The sequence below is a fragment of the Sandarakinorhabdus sp. genome, from assembly GCF_051860625.1.
GTDB lineage: Bacteria > Pseudomonadota > Alphaproteobacteria > Sphingomonadales > Sphingomonadaceae > Sandarakinorhabdus.
Window position 1 is genome coordinate 1 of record NZ_JBHYDQ010000014.1, and the last position, 14156, is coordinate 14156.

Below are 14156 nucleotides of genomic sequence, written 5' to 3' on the forward strand. Positions count from 1 at the left end.
GTGGGGGGGTGGTGGGGTGGGGGGGGGGGGTTGTTTTTTTTTTTTTTTTTTTTTTTCCCCCCCCCCCCCGTGGGGGGGGGGGGGGGGGGGGCCCCCCCTGTACATCGAAGGACTGCGCTTGGTGGCACGTCCCCACCCCCGGCCCCTCCCCTAAAGGGGAGGGGAGCAGAAGGTCACGCCGCCTTTTTGGCCGCCACGCCGTAGAAGCTATCGCCGGCGGCTGCCATGTCACGCAGCAATTGCGGCGGCGCAAACCGCGCGCCGTGTTGCTGTGCCAGCCGGTCCAGCGTGGCGACCACATTGGCGATGCCCACCGTGTCCATATGGCTGAACGGCCCGCCGCTGAACGGCGCGAAGCCCCAGCCGAAGATGGCGCCGAGATCGCCATCCTGCGGGGTTTCCAGCACGCCTTCGGCAAAGCAGCGCGCGCATTCCACCAGCTGGCGATAGAGCAGGCGTTCCTTCACCTCGGCCGGCGTGGGCTGCGTTTCGGACAGGCCGCCGGCGACGGTTTCCGACAGTTCCGGCCAGAGGAATTTCTTGCCGCCTTCGGGATAAACATAGAATCCGCGCGCGTTCTTGCGGCCCTGGCGGCCGAGTTCGTACATCCTGGTGATGACGCCATCGGCCGGGCCGGCGACATAGGCATCACCCAGATCGGCACGGGTCTGCTGGCCGACCTTGTACGACAGATCCAGGCCGACTTCGTCGTTCACCGCCAGCGGGCCGACCGGCATGCCCATCTGCTTGCCGACATTCTCGATCAGCGCCGGCACCGTGCCCTCGCCGAGCAGCGACAGGCCCTCCTGCACATAGGTGCCAAAGCAGCGCGAGGTGTAAAACCCGCGGCTGTCATTCACTACGATCGGCGTCTTGCGGATGGCGGCGACATAATCCAGCGCCTTGGCGATGGCTTCAGGCCCGGTTTCCTTGCCGACGATGATTTCCACCAGCGGCATTCTTTCCACCGGCGAGAAGAAATGGATTCCGATGAAATTCGCCGGCTTGCTCCACGCCTTGGCGAGGCCGGTGATCGGCAGGGTTGAGGTGTTGGAGCCGAAAATCACATCTGGGCCGACCACGGCTTCGGTGGCCTTGGTCACCTCCGCCTTGATCTCGCGGGTTTCGAACACGGCTTCGATTATCAGATCGCAGCCCGCCAGATCGGCATAATCGGCCGTGGGGTGGATGCGATCGAGGATCACTTGCGCCTTGGCGGGGTCCATGCGCTTCTTGACGAGCCGGTCGGCGGTATATTGCTTGCCCTTTTCAGCCGCCGCCAGATCACGATCGAGCAGCACCACTTCGATACCGGCCTGCGCCGTCACCATGGCGACCCCTGCGCCCATCAGGCCGGCGCCGAGCATGGCGATTTTCTTCGTCGGCATCGGCGCAATGCCGGCCGGGCGGCGGGCGCCCTTTTCGGCGGCCTGTTTCGACACGAACAGGCTGCGGATCATGTTGCCGGCTTGCGGGTCGGCCACGACCTTGGCGAAATATTTGGATTCGATGCGGATGGCGAGGTCCATCGGCACCTGCGTGCCTTCGTAAACCGCGCTCAGGATCGCCTTGGGCGCGTTCATGTTGTCACCGGCATTCACGTGCGTCATCGCCACGCCGCCGACGAACATCTGCGCGAAGCCGGGCGCCATGGCCGAGGCAGGCCCGCCGGGCATCTTGAAAGTCTTGTTATCCCACGGCTGCACGCCGCCCTTGGGATTGGCCTTCACCCAGGCCTTGGCGCGGGCCACGATCTCGTCTGCGGGCGCGATTTCCTGGGCGACGCCAAAGCCAAGCGCCTCCTGCGGGGACATGTTCTTGCCCTGCAGCAGGTACATCAGCGCCGGCTGAATGCCCATCAGGCGCGGCAGGCGCTGGGTGCCGCCGGCCCCCGGGAACAGGCCGACCATGATTTCGGGGAGGCCCAGCGTGATCTTGGGATTGTCGGCAATCACCCGATAATGGCAGGCGAGGATGAATTCGAGGCCACCGCCGAGCGCGAGGCCGTTCACGGCCGCGGCGACCGGCTTGCCGCAGGTTTCGAGATCGCGCAGCAATTTGTTGAGGGTGAACACGCCGTCGAAGAGCGCGGCCATCTTGCTCTTGCCTTCGGGCAGACCAGCGCCGCCGAACAGCGCGCCCATGCCTTTCAGATCGGCGCCGGCCATGAAGCCGCTGGGCTTGCCGCTGGTGAGGACGGCGCCCTTCACGGCATCATCGGTCTTCAGCCGTTCGATGGCGGCGGCCAGATCGGCCTGCACCTCGGGGGTGATCACGTTCATCGACTGGCCGGGCACGTCGATGGTGAGCAGGAGGATGCCGTCGGCATCGAGATCGGTGTGGATGGCTGTGGTCATATTGAGGTCCCTTTCGTCTCCCCTCCCCTTCAGGGGAGGGGTAGGGGGTGGGGAATGGTGGTTTGCGAACAATGAGTTGGGCGCAGGTGGGACAATCCCCACCCCCAGCCCCTCCCCTGAAGGGGAGGGGAGCAGTCAGAGGCGCTCGATGATGGTCCCTGTGCCCATGCCGGCGCCGACGCACAGGTTGATCAGCGCGGTGCCCTTGCCAGTGCGTTCCAGTTCATCGAGCACGGTGCCCAGGATCATCGCGCCCGTCGCACCCAGCGGGTGGCCCATGGCGATGGCGCCGCCGTTCACGTTGATCTTGTCGTGGGGGATGTTGAACGCCTGCATGTAGCGCAGCACGACGCTGGCAAAGGCTTCGTTCAATTCGAACAGGTCGATGTCGTCCTTGGTCATGCCGGCGCGTTGCAGCACTTTGGCGGCGACGAATTCGGGGCCGGTGAGCATGATCATCGGCTCGCTGCCGATGCTGGCCATGGCGCGGATGCGGGCGCGGGGGCGAAGGCCGTATTTCTCGCCCATTTCCTTGTTGCCGATCAGGATAGCAGAAGCGCCATCGACGATGCCCGACGAATTGCCGCCGTGGTGGACGTGATCGATCTTCTCCACCTCTGGATAGCGCATCAGCGCAATCGCATCGAAGCCGGGCATCTGTTCGCCCATCACCTGGAAGGCCGGGGCGAGGCCGCCGAGGCTCTGCATGTCGGTCTGCGGGCGCATATGTTCATCGTGCGCGAGCACGACTTCGCCGATGACGTCGCGCACCGGCACGATCGAGCCCTTGAAGCGGCCTTCGGCCCAGGCCTGCGCGGCGCGACGCTGTGATTCCATGGCGTAAGCGTCCACGTCGGCGCGGCTGAAGCCATATTTGGTGGCGATCAGATCGGCACCGATGCCCTGCGGTGCAAAATAGGTTTTCCACGCGACGGCCGGGTCCATCGCCCAGGCGGCGCCGTCGCTGCCCATCGGCACGCGCGACATGGATTCGACGCCGCCGCCGATGGCGAACATGGCTTCACCGGTCATCACCTTGGCGGCAGCCATGTTGGTGGCTTCCAGGCCCGATGCGCAGAAACGGTTGATCTGCACGCCGGCAGTGGTTTCGGCATAATCGGCGTTCAGCACGGCGATGCGGGCGATGTCGCTGCCCTGTTCGCCGACCGGGGAGACGCAGCCCAGCACCACATCATCCACGTCCGCCGTATCGATGCCGGTGCGGTCGCGCACCGCCTGCAGCACCTGGGTGGCGAGCTGGATCGGGGTGATCTCGTGCAGCTTGCCGTCCTTGCGGCCCTTGCCGCGCGGGGTGCGGACGGCGTCGTAGATATAGGCTTCGGTCATTGGTCGGGCCCTTTCTGCGTCTCCCCTCTCCTTCAGGGGAGGGGTCGGGGGTGGGGAATGATGATCAAGAACAAGTAATTGGGCGAAGGGTGGCACGTCCCCACCCCCAGCCCCTCCCCTGAAGGGGAGGGGAGCAGTGTCAAAACATCTCGGCGGGTAGCGCCATCACCGTATCGGCGCCAGCCTCCAGCTGGGCACGCAAGCCGGACGTTTCCGGCAACACGCGCGCCGCGAAGAAACGGGCGGTGGTGAGCTTGGCCTGGTGGAAATCCGGGTCCGCCGTACCGGCATCGAGCGCGGCCAGCGATGCGTCGGCCATTTTCAGCCACATATGGCCCAGCGCCACATGGCCCATCATCCGCATGAACGCCGTCGCCCCGGCGCCGGCGTGATCGGGATTGGCCATGCCGTTTTGCAGCAGCCACATGATGCCGGCCTGCACATCGCCGAGTGCGGTGGAGAGCGGCGCAGTGATGAACGCCAGGCGATCATCAGTGGCGGCGCCGAGATCGCTGCCGACCAGCGCCAGCCAGGCCTGGGTGCCGCGGCCACCCTTGGCGCCCAGCTTGCGGCCGACCAGATCGAGCGCCTGGATGCCGTTGGTACCTTCGTAGATCATGGCGATGCGGGCATCGCGCACGAACTGATCCATGCCCCATTCGGCGATATAGCCATGCCCGCCCAGCACCTGCTGGCAATTGGTGGCGACTTCATAGCCGCGATCGGTGCCATAGCCCTTGATGACCGGCGTCAGCAGGCTGATGAGGTCGTCGGCCATTTCGCGCGCCGCCGCGTCGGGCGATTTGCGCGCCAGATCAACACGGATCGCGCTCCACAGCACCAGGGCACGCATCCCTTCGGTATAGGCACGGGCGTCCATCAACATGCGGCGCACATCGGGGTGGACGATGATCGGATCGGCCTTGCCTTCCGGGTTCTTCGCCCCCGTCAGGCTGCGGCCCTGCAGGCGGCCTTTCGCGTAATCCACGGCGTTCTGATAGGCGGCATCGGCCTGGGACAGGCCCTGGATGCCCACCCCCAGCCGCGCGGCGTTCATCATGATGAACATGGCAGCGAGGCCCTTGTTCTCCTCGCCCAACAGATAGCCGGTGGCGCCATCATAGTTCATCACGCACGTCGCGTTGGCGTGGATGCCCATCTTGTGCTCGATGCTGCCGCAGGACACGCCGTTGCGCGCGCCCAGGCTGCCATCGTCGTTCACGAGGAATTTCGGCACCAGAAACAGGCTGATGCCCTTCACGTTGTCCGGCGCGCCCGGCGTCTTGGCCAGCACGAGGTGGATGATGTTCTCGGCCAGATCATGCTCGCCGGCGGAGATGAAGATCTTGGTGCCGGTAATGGCATAGCTGTCGTTGGAAAGCGGTTCGGCGCGGGTGCGGATCAGGCCCAGATCGGTGCCGCAATGCGGTTCGGTCAGGTTCATGGTGCCGGTCCAGCGGCCGTGCACCATCGGCGGCAACCACTTGGCCTTCTGCTCGGGGCTGCCGACCACTTCGATGGCGGCCTGCGCGCCTTCGGACAGGCCGGGGTACATGCCGAACGCCATGTTGGCGGCGCCGATATACTCCTGCAGCACCGCGCCCATCACATAGGGCAGGCCCTGCCCGCCATGATGTTCGTCGGCGATCAGCCCGCCCCAGCCGCCTTCGCAGAATTGGGCATAGGCGTCGCGGAAGCCATCGGGCGTCGTCACGCTGCCATCGGGATGGCGGGTGCAGCCCTGCCGGTCCCCGGGCAGATTGAGCGGCGCCAGCACTTCGCCGCAGAATTTGCCGCCTTCGGTCAGCACGGCCTCCACCAGATCGGGGGTGAGCGCGGCGAAGCCCGGCACATCGGCATGATCGTGCAGGCCAGCCACGGCATCGAGCACGAACAGCGTATCCTTCACCGGAGCGTGATAACGGGGCATGTCAGCGTCCTTTCGTGGCGGCGCGGGTCGGCTTGCTGTCGCCCGCCTGTTGCGACCGCAGCGAGCCTTCAACGATGGCACAGAAATTCTGCAATTCGGCGATGGTGGCATCGATATCGGCGCGCTGTTCGGCGAGCAGCGCAATGCGGGCGCGGCATTTTTCCAGCGTCACGCGCTTCTGCGTCTGGCGATGATCGCCGACATCATAAAGATCGATCATCTCGCGGATTTCGGCGAGGCTGAAGCCGACATTCTTGGCACGCAGGATCCACGCCAGCCGGGCGCGATCGCGGGGGGAATAGATGCGGTTCTGGCCCTGCCGTTCCGGCGCGATCAGTCCCTGGTCTTCATAAAATCGAATGGCGCGCGGCGTCACGTTGAAGGCCAGCGCCAGCTCGGTGATTGAAAACTGCTTGGCGTCGGCCGGCGCCGGCGGCGCAGGGGCGGTGGCAAAAGCCCGCAACAATTCGGCGGCAAGCGGGTCGATTGCGGGGACTTGGGCCATGTCATTCATGGCCGCACGGGGTAGGTGACGTTTACGTAAAGGTCAAGCAAAGCCCCGGCCGGCCAGCCGGTGAATGGCGCGGTTGTCGTGGCGGAACACACCGGGCGCGCCTTGAGTCGATAGCGCGACGATGGCGTGCGCGACGGCCGCCGCGGGCAGGCTGCCCATGGCGGCCGGCAGGATCGGGTTCAGCAGTGGCACCAGCCGTTGCAGCAGCGCCTCCACCGGGCGGCGTTCGGCGCGGGGACCGATCAGCAGGCCGGGTTGCAGGATGTCGAGCCGGGCAAAGTGCATCCGTTCGAGCGCCGCCTCCACCTCGCCCTTGGTGCGCGGATAGAGCAGGCGCGACTTCGGATCGGCACCAACGGACGAGACCAGGATGAAATGCACCGCGCCAGCCGATTGTGCGGCGCTGGCGAAGGCCAGCACGGCTTGCATGTCGACCGCGCGGAAGGCGGCATCGCTGCCGGCCTTGGCGCGGGTGGTGCCCAATGCGCAAACGGCGACGCTGGCGGGCGGCAACGGCGGCAGATCGTCGAAATCAGCGACGACGCCGGGATGGCCCACGATCGGCCGGCGGGTGACGGGGATGGCATCGTGCACCAGCCCCAACACCAGACCACCAACCAGGCCGGTCGCCCCGGCCAGCAGGATCATGCGGGCCGCACCCACAGCGCCTGCACACCGTTGAACGCCGCCGACAGGTTGCGCTCGATCGGTGCGCCGGTCAGCGCCAGATCGGGGAAGCGGGCAAAGAGTTTATTGAGCGCGATCTCGGCTTCGGCGCGGGCCAGCGGTGCGCCCAGGCAGAAATGCACGCCGCCGCCGAAGGCGAAATGCGTCTTGTCGGCCCGGTTGATATCATATCGCAGCGGATCGGGATGCAGCGCCGGGTCCTGGCTGGCGGCCATCAGGAACGTGGTCAGCGCTTCGCCGGCGCGGACCGGGCAGCCGCCGATTTCGCGCGGCGCCAGCGGGATGCGCAGGCTTTGCATTACCGGCGGATCGAGGCGCAGCGTCTCTTCGATGGCGTCCGCCATGCGCGCCGGATTGGCCTTCACCACTGCCAGTTGATCGGGATGGCGCAGCAGGGCCAACGTGGCATTGCCGATCAGATCGGTGGTCGTCAGATTGCCGGCCAGCAGCAGCAGGTTGCACATGGTGACGATTTCCTGGGTGGAGAGGCTGTCACCGCCCTCCTCCACCGCGATCATCGCGCTGATCAGGTCGCCGCGCGGGGCGGCGCGGCGCTGCGCAATCGCCCGTTCGAAATAGGCGCTCAGCTCATCGGCATTGGCCTGCAGCCCGGCCAGCAATTCGGGCGTGCGGATCGGCGAGAAGACATTGGCCAGCCCTTTCGACCAGCGCCGGAAATCGCCGACATCCGCCGCATCGACACCCAGCATGGTGGCAATGACGATGATCGGCAGCGGTGAGGCATAGGATTCGATCAGATCAAACGCGCTGTGACCGGCGACCGCATCGAGCAGTTCATCCGCCACCTCGGCGACCCGCGGCTTGATGGCATCGATGGCTCGCGCGTTGAAGGCGTGGGTCACCAGCCGGCGCAAGCGGGCATGATCGGGATCATCGAGCACCAGCATCGATCGCGGCGCATCACGATCCTGCTGCGTGGTCAGGCGCTGCACGATGGTGTCCGGCGCGGCGTTGCTTTGGTCGACGGACAGGCTGCGATCCTTCAGCACGGCGGCCACATCGGCAGCGCGGGTGAGCAGCACGCGGCCGAGCATGGTATCATTGTGCACCGGATCGGCGGCGCGCAACGCAGCGAATCGTTCGGCTGGGCGATTGCGGAACACCTCGTCAAACACCGTCATCTGCAGGCCGGTGGGGATGTCCTCGCTCATGCGCTACGCTCCGTGACCGGTTCCAGACCATTGTTGCCGAGCCGGCGATAGAAACAATTGATACGGCCAGTGTGGCACGCCGGGCCGGCCGGTTCTACCATCAGCAGCAGGCAATCCTGATCACAATCGACGCGGATTTCCACCACGCGCTGGATGGCGCCGCTGGTGGCGCCCTTGTGCCAAAGTTCCCGCCGGCTGCGGCTCCAGTAATGGGCTTCGTTGGTGGCCAGCGTGGCGGCCAGCGCATCGGCGTTCATGTGCGCGACCATCAGCACGGCGCCCGATGCGGCATCCACGGTTACGGCGGTGATGAGACCATCGGCGCCCCAGCGAGGCGTAAACACCGATGTTTCGTCCAGCGTTGCATTCATGTGACAAAATCCGAGTCAAAAGGGCAGACAAATCCGCCGCCGCGCCCTATATGCCCACCATACGCCCGTTGACAAAGGCCACCCCATGGATCCGATTCTAGCAACTGACCCGTGGGAGCAAGATCATCTCCGCGAGGAATGCGGGGTGATCGGCGTTTATGGGGCGGAAGGGGCGGCCGCGATCACCGCGCTCGGCCTGCACGCGCTGCAGCATCGCGGCCAGGAAGCCGCTGGCATCACCACCTTCGATGGCAAGGAATTCCACACCCACCGCGCCATGGGGCATGTCGCGGGCAATTTCGACAATGATGCGATCATCAACGCGCTGAAGGGCGAGATCGCCATCGGCCACAACCGTTATTCCACCACCGGCGAAACCGCGCTGCGCAATGTGCAGCCCTTGTTTGCCGAACTGGCCAGCGGCGGCTTTGCGGTCGCGCACAACGGCAATATCTCCAACGCCACCACGCTGCGCCGCGAATTGGTGCGGCGCGGCAGCATCTTCCAATCGACCAGCGATACCGAAGTGATCATCCACCTGGTCGCCACGTCGTCGTACCGCACCTTGCTCGATCGCTTCATCGATGCGCTGAAACGGGTGGAAGGCGCCTACAGTCTGCTGTGCCTGACCAGCGAAGGCATGCTGGCCTGCCGCGATCCTTTGGGTATCCGGCCGCTGGTGCTGGGGCGGCTGGGCGATTCCTATATTCTTGCGTCGGAAACCGTGGCGCTGGACATGGTGGGCGCCACCTTCCTGCGCGCCGTGGAGCCGGGCGAGCTGATCATCATCACCGGCCGCGGGCTGCGGTCGATCCGGCCATTCGCGGCGCAGCGCCCGCGGCCATGCATTTTCGAGCATGTCTATTTCAGCCGGCCCGATTCGATGGTCGATGGCAGCAGCGTCTATCAGGTGCGCAAACGCATCGGTGCCGAACTGGCGCGCGAAAATCCGGTGGACGCCGATATCGTGGTGCCGGTGCCGGACAGCGGCACGCCGTCGGCGATCGGCTATGCCCAGGAAAGCGGCATTCCGTTCGAACTGGGCATCATCCGCAGCCATTATATCGGCCGCACCTTCATCCAGCCCGGCGATCAGATCCGCAACCTGGGCGTGAAGCTGAAGCATAATGCCAACCGCGCGATGATCACCGGCAAACGTGTTGTGCTGATCGACGACAGCATCGTGCGCGGCACGACTTCCGTGAAGATCGTGCAGATGCTGCGTGAAGCCGGCGCCGAAGAAGTGCATATGCGCATCGCCAGCCCGCCGACGCGGCACAGCTGCTATTATGGCGTCGATACGCCGGAGCGGTCCAAGCTGCTGGCAGCGCAGATGGACGTCGAGCGGATGCGCGATTTCATCAAGGTGGACAGCCTGTCGTTCCTGTCGATCGATGGCCTGTATCGCGCCGTTGGCGAAGCTGGCCGCGACGAACATGCCCCGCAACATTGCGATGCGTGCTTCACTGGCGATTATCCGACGCGGCTGACCGATCAGGAAGATGTCGAAGTGCCGGATCAACTGAGCTTGCTGGCCGAACGAGTGATCTGACGCCGCAGTGCTTGCCCTGCCCTGCCCGCGCCCCTAATCACGCCGAATGACCGAAACCACAGATAAGCCTCTCGCCCTCATCACCGGCGCCAGCCGCGGCATCGGTGCCGCCACCGCCGAGCTGCTGGCGGCCGCCGGCTGGCATGTGATCCTGACCGCGCGCACTGAAAAGGCGCTCGCCGAAGTCGATGACCGCATCCATGCCGCCGGCGGCACCGCCACCATCGCGCCGTTCGATCTCGCCGATTTCGATGCCATCGATCGGCTGGGCCAGGCCATCGGCGGGCGTTGGGGGCGGCTGGATGCGTTGATCCTGAATGCCGCGCTGCTTGGCACGCTGGCGCCGGTGCCGCATCTGAACCTGAAGGAATGGGACCAGTTGGTGGCGATCAACCTGACCGCCAACATGCGGCTGATCCGCGCCGCTGACCCGTGGCTGCGCCAGGCAAAGGCGGCAACTCTGGTGGCGGTGACGTCGTCGGTGGCGGCGTCACCGCGCGCCTATTGGGGCGGCTATGCCGCGACCAAGGCGGCGCTGGAAAATCTGGTGCACACTTATGGCGCCGAAGTGCGCAATATCAGCCCCATCCGCACCCACATAATCGATCCGGGCGCCACCCGCACCAAGATGCGCGCCGCCGCCTATCCGGGTGAGGACCCGGCCCGGCTGAAGCCGCCGGAGGATGCGGCGCAGATGATTGTCGAGGCGGTGATGCAATAACCTTTGCGGCACTCAGCGCCGCGCACCGCGCTCAACGGCAGGCATGAGATCGTTGTTCTCCTCGATGCGCAGCATGCGAATATCGCGGACGGATGGCTGGAACCAGGCATATTGGGAAGCCAAATCCTGTACGGCCAGCACGCACGTCACCGCATCTACCGTCGGGCCACCAAAATAGGTGCTGCCTTGCTGCCAGTCGAAGCCGTAGCCGGTCAGTATCTTGCGGATATCGTAATAGGCATTGTTCGGCGAATTGCCGTGATACGTGTTGGCAAGCGTATTGGTGTCCAGATCGAACACGATTGCATACATGGAATTGCCTTTGCCGCTGTTGTGGCCGGGACGCGCCAAACGGGGCAATTTCTGAAACGATGATGTCTCAATCGCGTTCATGGCGCACATCCATTCTCATTTTCCGAGAATAAACGAATCGCGCCCATGCAACCAGCAGTTTATGCCGCCCGCCCCGTCCGGCGCATCTTCTCCAGCTTCTTCAGCAGCATGTCGCGCTTCAGCTTGGAAAGATGATCGATGAACAGCACGCCGTTCAGATGGTCCATCTCGTGCTGCAGGCAGGTAGCGAGCAGGCCGTCGATTTCCTCGTCATGGCCGGCGCCCTTCTCATCCAGCCAGGTCACGCGGATGCGGGCCGGCCGCGTCACATCGGCATACATTTCGGGGACGGACAGGCAGCCTTCCTGGTAGATGCTGTGTTCTTCCGATGCCCAGGTGATTTCGGGATTGATGAACACGCGCGGCTGTTTCACGCGCACGATGGTTTCGGGATCGGCGTCTTCGGGCGTGGAGCCAAGGTCTTCTGGGGCTTCGGGTTGCAGATCGATCACCAGGATGCGTTCCGGCACACCAACCTGGATGGCGGCCAGGCCGATGCCGGGCGCGTCGTACATCGTCTCGAACATGTCGGCGATCAGCGTGCGGTGCGCATCGGTAACCGTGGCAACCGGCGTGCTGATCTGTTTCAGCCGCGCGTCGGGCGTTTCGATGATGGGAAGAATGGCCATGGCTGGCAGGTATGGTGCGCATGTGCCAGCGTCAAGAGTGGCGCAATAGTCTCAGCTTGCCCCCGTGCGCGCAGCAGGGCAGCGTGGGCGGCAACGAATTTCAAGGGGAGGCAATGATATGAACCGCATGGCAGGCAAGGTGGCCTTGATCACCGGCGCAGCACAGGGGCTGGGCGAAGCGATGGCACGGCGCATGGCCGAAGAAGGCGCCAAGCTGATCCTGACCGACATCAACGAAGCCGGCGTGGCGGCAGTGGCGGCCAGCATCGGGGACGCTGCCGTTTCGTGCCGCCACGATGTGACCAGCCCCGAAGACTGGGACGCGGCTGTTGCCTTTGCGGAAGGAAAATGGGGCGGATTTAATGTGCTGGTCAACAATGCCGGCATTGCGGCGGGTTCGACGGTGGAGGCCACCGATTTCGACACCTGGAAACGCGTGCACAGCATCGATCTGGACAGCGTGTTCCTGGGCTGCAAACTGTCCCTGCCCACCATGGCGCGCACCGTGCGCGAAACGGGCGTGCGCGGCAGCATCATCAACATCAGCAGTATCGCCGGCGTGATTGCTGCCCACAACAGCGCCGCCTACAACAGCGCCAAGGCCGCCGTGCGCCACCTGACCAAGAGCGTGGCGCTGCACTGTGCCAAGCAGCAATATCGCATCACCTGCAACAGCATCCACCCGGTGTTCATCGACACGCCGATCCTGGATGGCATCACCAGCCGCATGGGCCGCGAGGAAGGCCTGGCCAAACTGGGCCGGCAGATCCCGCTGGGCGCCGTTGGCGAACCGGATGATATCGCCTGGGCGGCGGTCTATCTGGCCAGCGACGAAGCCAAGATGGTCACCGGCCACGGCCTGTATGTCGATGGCGGCATCAGTGCCATGTGAGCGCCGGCCGGCCGGGCACGGCGGGCGTCCGAATAGCCATAAGGGGGATCACACCGCAGGCCGCGCGTGCTCAAGCTGTCGCCATGGCGGCACTTGGCATGATGTTGGCGCGGACATCGGGATATGATCTCCCCGTCTGGACTCCGCCCGCGTTCACGCGCTGCGCAGTTTACACCGAAGATCCCATGCCGGTCGTGACCTTCGCGCTGCCAGCGCCGGCGCTGCGGCCGCTGATCACCACTTATTATCACGTGACGTCGGCAGCACCGCTGGAAGACCATCTGCATCCCGAATGGGGCAATATCCGCTTCACGCTGCGCGGTGATTGGCAGGTGACAAGGCCTGGCTGCAGCGACCCGACCCCGGCGCGGGCCGGGCTGTTCGGGCCCAGCGACCGCACCGCCACCGTCACCGCCTGCGGCCAGGCCGCGATGGTGGGCGTCGGGCTGACGGCGCAGGGCTGGCAGATCTTGATTGGCCAGCCCGCTGATGCCCATGCCAATCGCCAATGCGATCTGGCGGCGCTGCATGGCCCACGTGCCGAGGCCCTGTCGGCGGCGCTGCAGGCCCGCGAATGGGCTGCGATGCCGGCCCTGTTTGATGACTATTTCGCGCAGATCGCCGGCGCGGCGCCGCTGGACCCGCAGATTGCGATGCTGGAACAGGCCCTGATCGATGGCGATATCACCACGGTGCACGGCTTTGCCGAGGGGTTGGGCCTGAACGAGCGCACTTGCGCGCGCCTGTGCCTGCGGGTGTTCGGCTTCTCCTCCAAACGCCTGCTGCGGCGGCAGCGTTTCTTGCGCACCTTGGCCGAAATCGGCGATCAGCTCGATCAGCCGCTGGCTAGCCTGCTGCACGGCAGCTATTTTGACCAGTCACATTTCATCCGCGAATTCCGCAGTTACATGGGGATGACGCCGCTGGCCTATTTCCATTCGCCGCGCCAGATGATGCGCCGCGCCGCGATCGAGCGGATGCGCACCGCCGGCGCCATCGTGCAGGGGCTGCACCACGCAGCAAGTTAACCCATCAGCCAACTGCCCATGGTGCGGCCAAACGGCAGGGTGAAGAAACCGGCGACCAGCAGGCTGCCGATCACCAGGCCGCGAATGCCGCTTTCATGGCCGGCCACATCATGCCGGCGCGCGCGCCGTAACGCCGTCGGCACCATCAGCAGCACGAACAGGCTGATGGCATGGATCGGCGAGAAATCCCCGGCGAATACGCCGCCCGACTGGCTTGACCCGGCGTTGAAACACAGGGTGATCAGCGCATTGCCGAACATCAGCGCGGCCCACACGCGCCCCAGCAGGCGGTGGCCCGGTGTGCCCTTGGCGCGCAGCAGCATCGGCACGGTAATCGCCATGATCGCCACCATCGCCATCAGATGAAGCTGCACCAGCACAGGCAGCAACGGAAACTGCGCAGCGCCGCGCGCCATCGCCGCCAGCATCACCACCAGCAGTGCGGCCGTGGCGATGGCCAGATTGCGGTTGGACAGGACGCCCGCATTGGTTTCGACCGCGCGTGTCACCATGGTTTCAACTCCCACCCGGCAAAACTGTCGCGAAGCCCGTGACGGTGCAAG

Annotated in this window: 14 protein-coding genes; 4 read left to right on the forward strand and 10 right to left on the reverse strand. The window is 65.1% G+C overall.

The window, feature by feature from the left end:
* Positions 1–173 precede the first annotated feature (173 nt).
* The 7 genes from ACTIEZ_RS12760 to hisI form a co-directional block, all read right to left on the reverse strand.
* Complete coding sequence (locus ACTIEZ_RS12760) at positions 174–2357, reverse strand: 3-hydroxyacyl-CoA dehydrogenase NAD-binding domain-containing protein (RefSeq protein WP_439547063.1); 2184 nt, start codon at positions 2355–2357, stop codon at positions 174–176.
* Positions 2358–2492: 135 nt separating this feature from the next.
* Complete coding sequence (locus ACTIEZ_RS12765) at positions 2493–3704, reverse strand: acetyl-CoA C-acetyltransferase (RefSeq protein WP_439547064.1); 1212 nt, start codon at positions 3702–3704, stop codon at positions 2493–2495.
* A gap of 139 nt (positions 3705–3843) precedes the next feature.
* Positions 3844–5634: an acyl-CoA dehydrogenase C-terminal domain-containing protein gene (locus ACTIEZ_RS12770; RefSeq protein ID WP_439547065.1), complete on the reverse strand. Its 1791-nt coding sequence runs from the start codon at positions 5632–5634 to the stop codon at positions 3844–3846.
* Between the two features lies 1 nt (position 5635).
* A complete protein-coding gene (locus tag ACTIEZ_RS12775; protein ID WP_439547066.1) occupies positions 5636–6148 on the reverse strand; it encodes a MerR family transcriptional regulator in 513 nt (170 codons plus the stop codon).
* 33 nt (positions 6149–6181) lie between these two features.
* Complete coding sequence (locus tag ACTIEZ_RS12780; RefSeq protein WP_439547067.1) at positions 6182–6796, reverse strand: NAD-dependent dehydratase; 615 nt, start codon at positions 6794–6796, stop codon at positions 6182–6184.
* The gene (locus ACTIEZ_RS12785; RefSeq protein WP_439547068.1) at positions 6793–8007 is read right to left on the reverse strand and encodes a cytochrome P450; all 1215 of its coding nucleotides are present in this window, start codon (positions 8005–8007) and stop codon (positions 6793–6795) included. Before ACTIEZ_RS12785 ends, ACTIEZ_RS12780 begins: the two co-directional genes overlap by 4 nt.
* Positions 8004–8378 carry a phosphoribosyl-AMP cyclohydrolase gene (hisI, locus tag ACTIEZ_RS12790; protein ID WP_439547069.1) on the reverse strand — a complete coding sequence of 125 codons (375 nt, stop codon included), beginning with the start codon at positions 8376–8378 and terminating at the stop codon, positions 8004–8006. Before hisI ends, ACTIEZ_RS12785 begins: the two co-directional genes overlap by 4 nt.
* 85 nt (positions 8379–8463) lie before the next feature.
* Here hisI and purF point away from each other — a divergent pair, with 85 nt between their 5' ends.
* Together purF and ACTIEZ_RS12800 are read left to right on the forward strand one after the other, a co-directional pair.
* Positions 8464–9930, forward strand: a complete 1467-nt coding sequence (purF, locus tag ACTIEZ_RS12795) for an amidophosphoribosyltransferase (RefSeq protein WP_439547070.1) — start codon at positions 8464–8466, stop codon at positions 9928–9930.
* 46 nt (positions 9931–9976) lie between these two features.
* Positions 9977–10651, forward strand: a complete 675-nt coding sequence (locus ACTIEZ_RS12800) for an SDR family NAD(P)-dependent oxidoreductase (protein ID WP_439547071.1) — start codon at positions 9977–9979, stop codon at positions 10649–10651.
* Between the two features lie 12 nt (positions 10652–10663).
* Here ACTIEZ_RS12800 and ACTIEZ_RS12805 read toward each other — a convergent pair whose 3' ends face one another.
* Both ACTIEZ_RS12805 and def read right to left on the reverse strand, forming a co-directional pair.
* Entirely contained in the window at positions 10664–11044 is a 381-nt protein-coding gene (locus tag ACTIEZ_RS12805) for a virulence factor (protein WP_439547072.1), read from the reverse strand.
* A gap of 59 nt (positions 11045–11103) precedes the next feature.
* Positions 11104–11673, reverse strand: coding sequence for a peptide deformylase (gene def / locus ACTIEZ_RS12810; RefSeq protein WP_439547073.1), 570 nt, complete (start codon positions 11671–11673; stop codon positions 11104–11106).
* 118 nt (positions 11674–11791) lie between these two features.
* Here def and ACTIEZ_RS12815 point away from each other — a divergent pair, with 118 nt between their 5' ends.
* On the forward strand, positions 11792–12565 hold the full coding sequence (locus ACTIEZ_RS12815) for a glucose 1-dehydrogenase (RefSeq protein WP_439547074.1): 774 nt from the start codon (positions 11792–11794) through the stop codon (positions 12563–12565).
* 185 nt (positions 12566–12750) lie between these two features.
* Complete coding sequence (locus ACTIEZ_RS12820; RefSeq protein WP_439547075.1) at positions 12751–13593, forward strand: helix-turn-helix domain-containing protein; 843 nt, start codon at positions 12751–12753, stop codon at positions 13591–13593.
* On the opposite strand, the gene ACTIEZ_RS12825 is transcribed toward ACTIEZ_RS12820, so the two are convergent.
* A complete protein-coding gene (locus ACTIEZ_RS12825) occupies positions 13590–14120 on the reverse strand; it encodes a DUF2306 domain-containing protein (protein ID WP_439547076.1) in 531 nt (176 codons plus the stop codon). The genes ACTIEZ_RS12820 and ACTIEZ_RS12825 overlap by 4 nt on opposite strands.
* Positions 14121–14156 lie beyond the last annotated feature (36 nt).

Bases quoted from the DNA above. Each gene is read 5' to 3' on its own strand.
- ACTIEZ_RS12800 (WP_439547071.1), top strand. From the start codon at position 9,977: ATGACCGAAACCACAGATAAGCCTCTCGCCCTCATCACCGGCGCCAGC.
- ACTIEZ_RS12815 (WP_439547074.1), top strand. From the start codon at position 11,792: ATGAACCGCATGGCAGGCAAGGTGGCCTTGATCACCGGCGCAGCACAG.
- ACTIEZ_RS12785 (WP_439547068.1), bottom strand. From the start codon at position 8,007: ATGAGCGAGGACATCCCCACCGGCCTGCAGATGACGGTGTTTGACGAG.
- ACTIEZ_RS12765 (WP_439547064.1), bottom strand. From the start codon at position 3,704: ATGACCGAAGCCTATATCTACGACGCCGTCCGCACCCCGCGCGGCAAG.
- def (WP_439547073.1), bottom strand. From the start codon at position 11,673: ATGGCCATTCTTCCCATCATCGAAACGCCCGACGCGCGGCTGAAACAG.
- ACTIEZ_RS12820 (WP_439547075.1), top strand. From the start codon at position 12,751: ATGCCGGTCGTGACCTTCGCGCTGCCAGCGCCGGCGCTGCGGCCGCTG.
- ACTIEZ_RS12770 (WP_439547065.1), bottom strand. From the start codon at position 5,634: ATGCCCCGTTATCACGCTCCGGTGAAGGATACGCTGTTCGTGCTCGAT.
- ACTIEZ_RS12805 (WP_439547072.1), bottom strand. From the start codon at position 11,044: ATGAACGCGATTGAGACATCATCGTTTCAGAAATTGCCCCGTTTGGCG.
- ACTIEZ_RS12780 (WP_439547067.1), bottom strand. From the start codon at position 6,796: ATGATCCTGCTGGCCGGGGCGACCGGCCTGGTTGGTGGTCTGGTGTTG.
- hisI (WP_439547069.1), bottom strand. From the start codon at position 8,378: ATGAATGCAACGCTGGACGAAACATCGGTGTTTACGCCTCGCTGGGGC.
- purF (WP_439547070.1), top strand. From the start codon at position 8,464: ATGGATCCGATTCTAGCAACTGACCCGTGGGAGCAAGATCATCTCCGC.
- ACTIEZ_RS12775 (WP_439547066.1), bottom strand. From the start codon at position 6,148: ATGAATGACATGGCCCAAGTCCCCGCAATCGACCCGCTTGCCGCCGAA.
- ACTIEZ_RS12760 (WP_439547063.1), bottom strand. From the start codon at position 2,357: ATGACCACAGCCATCCACACCGATCTCGATGCCGACGGCATCCTCCTG.